General features: G+C 64.6%; 7 protein-coding genes. All 7 read left to right on the forward strand.

Annotated features, from left to right (window positions below):
- On the forward strand, positions 1 to 345 hold a 345-nt coding region (locus tag VK519_RS03650), incomplete at its 5' end, for a cell division protein FtsX (protein WP_324347774.1).
- Positions 346 to 351: 6 nt separating this feature from the next.
- Positions 352 to 1,203, forward strand: coding sequence for a response regulator (locus VK519_RS03655; RefSeq protein WP_324347776.1), 852 nt, complete (start codon positions 352 to 354; stop codon positions 1,201 to 1,203).
- Positions 1,200 to 1,907 (forward strand): uracil-DNA glycosylase, encoded by a 708-nt coding sequence (gene ung, locus VK519_RS03660; protein WP_324347778.1) that lies wholly within the window; start codon positions 1,200 to 1,202, stop codon positions 1,905 to 1,907. The genes VK519_RS03655 and ung overlap by 4 nt, the downstream gene beginning before the upstream one ends.
- 184 nt (positions 1,908 to 2,091) lie before the next feature.
- Positions 2,092 to 2,952, forward strand: coding sequence for an RNA polymerase sigma factor RpoH (gene rpoH / locus VK519_RS03665; RefSeq protein WP_324347780.1), 861 nt, complete (start codon positions 2,092 to 2,094; stop codon positions 2,950 to 2,952).
- A 99-nt stretch (positions 2,953 to 3,051) separates the two neighbouring features.
- Positions 3,052 to 3,729: a response regulator transcription factor gene (locus VK519_RS03670; protein WP_324347782.1), complete on the forward strand. Its 678-nt coding sequence runs from the start codon at positions 3,052 to 3,054 to the stop codon at positions 3,727 to 3,729.
- Positions 3,713 to 5,089, forward strand: a complete 1,377-nt coding sequence (locus VK519_RS03675) for a sensor histidine kinase (RefSeq protein WP_324347784.1) — start codon at positions 3,713 to 3,715, stop codon at positions 5,087 to 5,089. Before VK519_RS03670 ends, VK519_RS03675 begins: the two co-directional genes overlap by 17 nt.
- A gap of 147 nt (positions 5,090 to 5,236) precedes the next feature.
- Positions 5,237 to 5,891, forward strand: a 655-nt coding sequence (locus VK519_RS03680; protein WP_324347786.1) for an efflux RND transporter permease subunit, incomplete at its 3' end; no start/stop codon positions are given.

Genomic DNA, 5,891 nt, shown 5'->3' on the forward strand with positions numbered 1-5,891 from the left:
CTCCTGGTAGTGGGAAATACCATCCGGGTCGACATCCAGGGGCGCGCGGCGGAGATCGGCGTGCTGCTGTTGATCGGCGCAAGCCGGTCGTTCATCCGCCGTCCTTATCTTTACGCCGGGCTCTGGTACGGTCTGTTTGCCGGCATCCTGGCCGTGGTGCTGGCGCTGGCCCTGCAGGCGGCGCTGGCCGGCCCCGTGGCCCGCCTGGCTGACGCCTACGGTGGCAGCATGGATTTTGGCGGCTTGCCGGCGTGGCTGTTGCTCGCCGTACCGCTACTATCGGCTTTCCTCGGCTGGCTGGGCGCACGCCTGGTCAGCGCCCGGCAACTGCGAAAGGCACCTTAAGCCGTGATGACCGCCGCCAACGATGCCAATGCCGTCCAGGACACCACGCCGCCGCGCGTGTTGATCGTCGACGGCTCACGCGTGGTGCGGCAGTTGATCACCCGGGTGCTTGCCGCCGAGCTTCCCGGCGTGGAGGTCGTCGCCTGCGGCAGCGGCGCCGAAGCGCAGGAGCATCTTTCCCGTGGCGTGGTGGATTTCATCACCGTCGCCCTGCGCCTGCCCGACATGGACGGCCTTGAACTGGCGCGCATCGTCCGCGAGACGGCCCCGCAGATATACGTACCCATCGTGGTGGTGTCCGGCGACGTCGAACAACGCCTGCAGCGCCGCGAGCTGGGCGAGTTCATCACCGACTACTTCGACAAGTCGCTGGGGTTCAGCGCCCTGGCCGAGTTCATCAAGGGCTACGTCAAGCCCGAGGGTGGTGCCGAAGGCGAGGTGCTCTACGTCGAAGACAGCCGCGTGGTGGCCCTGGCCACGCGCCGCATGATGGAGAAATACGGCCTCACCGTGCATCACGTGATCAGCGTGGAAGATGCCCTGGCCAAGCTCGATACCGCCCGCGTACAAGGCAAGCTCGGCTGCGACATCGTGCTTACCGATGTCAGCCTGAAGGGTGAGCTCACCGGTGCCGACCTCTTGAGCCGCATCCGCGGTGAGTTCGGTTACGGCAAGGGCCAGCTGCCGGTACTGGTGATGACCGGCGATGAAAACGCCGAGAACCAGTCCGCGCTTTTGCGCGGCGGTGCGAACGACCTGGTGGTCAAGCCGATCGAGGAAAAGCGCCTGATCACCAAGCTGCTGTTCCAGCTGCGCGTGGCCCTGCATCTGCGCGAGCGGCTCACCACGGCGGCATGAACGGCGAGCGTGTGAAACTGGAGCCTTCCTGGAAGGCCCGCATCGGTGAATACCTCGAACGGCCCGATATGCAGGCGCTGTCGGCGTTCCTGCGTACGGAGAAGCAGGCCGGCAAGGTGATCTACCCACCCGGCCCGGATATCTTCGCCGCGTTCGACCACGCGCCGTTCGACCAGGTGCGCGTGGTGGTCCTGGGGCAGGATCCTTACCACGGTCCGAACCAGGCGCATGGGCTTTGTTTTTCGGTGCGTCCGGGCGTGCGGGTTCCGCCGTCGCTGCAGAACATTTTCAAGGAAATCCAGCGCGACCTGGGTATGGCGCCGCCGGATCATGGCTGCCTTACCCCGTGGGCCGACCGCGGCGTATTGCTGCTCAATGCGGTGCTCACCGTGGAGCGGGGCAACGCCAATGCGCACCAGGGCAAGGGCTGGGAAGGCTTTACCGATGCGGCGATCGATGCCCTGAACCGGGAGCGCGAGGGCATCGTATTCATGCTGTGGGGCTCCTATGCCCAGCGTAAGGGGCAGCTGATCGACACGGGCAGGCACCGAGTGCTGAAATCAGTGCACCCCTCGCCATTGTCCGCGCACCGGGGTTTCCTGGGCTGCGGGCATTTTTCCGCGGCCAATGCCTACCTGGAACAGCAAGGCAGGGCCCCGATCGATTGGTCCTTGCCAGCCAGGGCCCAGTTGGAGCTCCGGTAACCCAGGTTTCATGCGGATTTCCGACCCATGCTGAAAGACATCCCCCGCTGGCCGGGTCTTCCACTGGACATCGGCGACCAATTTCTGTACTATTGCGTACAGATAAGGGGCCGGGAACGAATGGCACCTTTAGCACTCCAACCCCGGGAGTGCTAAATTCGACGAAATTTTTGGAGGTCAGTTCATGTCTACAGCCTTGGTCACCAGGAACTACCCGGTACCCAGCCTCACGGGCAGCCTGGATTCCTACATCTCGGCCGTACACCGCATCCCCGTCCTTACCCTGGACGAGGAGCAGTCGCTTGCCCGCAAGTTCACCGAAAAGTCCGACCTGGAAGCCGCCCGCCGGCTGGTGATGTCGCACCTGCGTTTCGTGGTGCACGTGGCCCGCGGCTACAACGGCTATGGCCTGCAGCTGTCAGACCTCATCCAGGAAGGCAACATCGGCCTGATGAAGGCGGTCAAGCGCTTCGATCCGGACCAGGGCGTGCGCCTGGTGAGCTTCGCCGTGCACTGGATCCGTGCCGAAATGCACGAGTTCATCCTGCGCAACTGGCGCATCGTGAAAGTGGCCACCACCAAGGCGCAGCGCAAGCTGTTCTTCAACCTGCGCAAAAGCAAGAAGCGCCTGGGCTGGATGAATGCCGAGGAAGTGCGCGTGGTGGCGAAGGACCTGGGCGTCCCCGAGGCCACCGTCCGCGAGATGGAATCGCGCCTGTCCGGCCGTGACATCGGCTTCGAGGCCCCGGCCGACGCGGACGACGACGACAAGCCGGCACCGGCCGCGTTCCTCATCGACGAGGGCGCCGACCCGTACGACAACGTCGCCGATGCCGACGCCAGCGACAACCAGATGGGTGCGCTTTCCTCCGCCCTGGCCCGCCTGGACGACCGCTCACGCGACATCATCCAGCGCCGCTGGCTGCGCGAGGACGACAAAGCCACCTTGCAGGATCTTGCGGACGAATACGGCGTTTCCGCCGAGCGCATCCGCCAGATCGAGGCCAACGCCATGAAGAAAATGCGTGGCGCGATCGCGGCCTAAGCCGCCCAAACGTGGTTATGATGACGACGGCCCCCTGGGGCCGTTCGTCGTTCGGGCGGGGGAGCCCGGCGAGTTATTCCCGCACCGGAGATTAGTCGGATGCAGCGCGCATTGGTCATCGAAGATGACGCGGTTACCGCCAACGAGATCGTCGCCGAGCTCGACCTGCATGGCTTGACCGCCGAGTGGGTCGCCAACGGCGAGGACGGCCTGAACCGGGCCAGCAGCGCGGACTACGACATCATCACGTTGGACCGCATGCTGCCGGGCATGGACGGCATCGACGTGGTGGCGGCGCTGCGCAACCGCGGCGTCGATACGCCGGTGCTGATGATCAGTGCGCTAAGCGACGTGGACGAACGCGTGCGCGGCCTGCGCGCCGGCGGTGACGATTACCTCACCAAGCCCTTCGCACCCGATGAAATGACCGCGCGGGTGGAAGTGCTGCTGCGCCGGCGCCAGCCACAGGCGCGCAGCGTGCTGCGCGTGGCCGACCTGGAACTGGACCTGGTGACCCATGCGGCGAACCGCGCCGGCCAGGAATTACCGCTGCAACCCACCGAATACCGTCTGCTTGAATTCCTCATGCGCCACGCTGGCCAGGTGTTGACGCGCACGATGATTTTCGAGCATGTCTGGGGTTTCCATTTCGATCCGGGCACCAACGTGATCGACGTGCACATCGGCCGGTTGCGCCGGAAGATCGACCAGCCGGGGCAGTCTTCCCTCATTCGTACCATTCGCGGTTCGGGATACGTCATTGCGCCCGCTGACTGAAGTCTGGAGCGCCGCCACCTCGCGGTTGATGCTCATTTACGGCGGCCTGTTCGCCATCTGGGGCGTGGTGTTGCTGGGCGCGGTGCAATTTGAATCGTCGCGCTACCTTTCCGGCGTGATCGATACCATGTTGCAGCAACGCATCACGCTATTGGCGCGCACGGACCCATCGGGGTTGAAGGGCGCCGTGGATAACGCGGTGTCGATCGATCCGGCCGGCGTGATGTGGCTTGGCCTCTTCGACGCCCACGGCCAGCGCATCGCCGGCAACGTCAGCGCGCTGCCGGCTGAATTGCCGATCGATGGCGTGGTACATGCGGTTGAATCGGGTGCACTGCATCCGGTGGTGGGCCGTCCCGTACGCTCGCGTGCGGTGGTGATCACACTCCCTGATGGCCGGCGCCTGGTGGCTGCGAAGGATTCGCGCACCATCGATGGCCTGGGCGTGATCCTGCGCCGGGGCCTCCTGTGGGGACTGACACTTACGCTTATTCCCGGGCTGCTGGGCGGCTTCTTGCTGAGCCGTGCGCCAGCCAGGCGCATCCGACAGATGCAGTTGGCGGCCGAGCCGATCCAGCGCGGCGATCTTTCGCGGCGCCTTCCTGTCAGTGGCCGGGGCGATGAGATCGATCTGCTGGCTGGCATCGTCAACACCATGCTGGCCGAGATCGAGCGCCTGATGGGTGAGGTCAAAGGCGTGTGCGACAACATCGCCCACGACCTGCGCACCCCGCTCACCCATCTGCGCGCCCGTCTTTACCGCACGCAGCAACAGCTCAAAGGGCCCGAAGAAGCCGCATCGCTGGACGCGTGCCTTGGCGACATCGACGCCCTGATGGCGCGCTTCCGCGCCCTGTTGCGCATCTCGGAACTGGAGGACGGTCAGCGTAGCGCCTGTTTCCAGCCGATGGACCTGGCCGATGTGATGCGCCAGGTGCACGAGTTCTATGGCCCCTTGGCCGAGGACCGCGGCCAGCGCTTCGAACTGGATTTGCAACCGATGCCCGCGACGCGTGGCGATCCGCAGCTATTGTTCGAGGCGCTGGCGAACCTGGTGGGCAATGCGATCAAGTTCACGCCCTCCGGCGGCATGGTGACCTTGCGCAGCGCCAACGACCACGACGGCGGTTACATCGAGGTCGGCGACAGCGGCCCGGGTATTCCCGAAGGCGAGAGGGAAGCGGTGCTGCTGCGCTTCTACCGCGGCGATGGCAGCCGCAGTACACCAGGCTCGGGCCTGGGGCTTTCCATTGTCAGCGCCATCGCGCGCCTGCATGGCTACGGCCTGGAAGTGGGCGGAGACGGCCACGGCGCCCGCATCCGCATGCGCTTCGGGCCCACGGCGTCAGCCGTCGGCTAACCGTAAAGACGTCCAAACTTTCCTGCGTCTTTCATTCAATTTATTTGAATAATGAAACAATCTTCATCGATCCGGTGGCCCGGATATTTATGCTGCATGGCAAAATAAGCACATCGGCGCCCTTTCTCCGCGCCGGGAAGCACCCCCATGCTTGCACTTGTCCGGATCGCGCTGACGCGGCCGTATACATTCATCGTTCTCGCATTGCTGATCCTGATCATCGGGCCGCTCTCGGCCATGCGTACGCCCACCGACATCTTCCCGGATATCAAGATCCCGGTGATCAGCGTGGTGTGGCAGTACACGGGCCTGCCGCCCGACCAGATGGCCGGGCGCATTTCCTCGCCGTTCGAACGCACGCTCACCACCACGGTGAACGATGTGGAGCACATCGAGGCATCGTCGATCTCCGGCTTCGGCATCATCAAGATCTTCTTCCAGCCCACGGTGGACATCCGCACCGCCAATGCGCAGGTCACCGCCGTGGCGCAGACGCTGCTCAAGCAGTTGCCGCCGGGCATTACGCCGCCGCTGATCCTCAACTACAACGCATCCACCGTTCCGATCATCCAGCTGGCGCTGTCGGGTAAAGGGCTGACGGAACAGAACCTGGGCGACCTGGGCCTCAACGCCATTCGGCCGCCTTTGACCTCGGTGGCCGGCGCCTCGGTGCCGTATCCATTCGGTGGCAAGTCGCGCCAGGTGCAGATTGACATCGACCCCGCGGCCTTGCAGGCGCGCGGCTTGTCCGCGCAGGACATTGCCAACGCTTTGGCGGCGCAGAACCTGATCATCCCGATCG

Source organism: Pinirhizobacter sp., assembly GCF_035317885.1.
Taxonomy (GTDB): Bacteria; Pseudomonadota; Gammaproteobacteria; order Xanthomonadales; family Rhodanobacteraceae; genus Pinirhizobacter.

Excerpts from the sequence above, each read along its gene's own strand:
- VK519_RS03655 (WP_324347776.1), top strand. The coding sequence starts at position 352 with ATGACCGCCGCCAACGATGCCAATGCCGTCCAGGACACCACGCCGCCG.
- ung (WP_324347778.1), top strand. The coding sequence starts at position 1,200 with ATGAACGGCGAGCGTGTGAAACTGGAGCCTTCCTGGAAGGCCCGCATC.
- rpoH (WP_324347780.1), top strand. The coding sequence starts at position 2,092 with ATGTCTACAGCCTTGGTCACCAGGAACTACCCGGTACCCAGCCTCACG.
- VK519_RS03670 (WP_324347782.1), top strand. The coding sequence starts at position 3,052 with ATGCAGCGCGCATTGGTCATCGAAGATGACGCGGTTACCGCCAACGAG.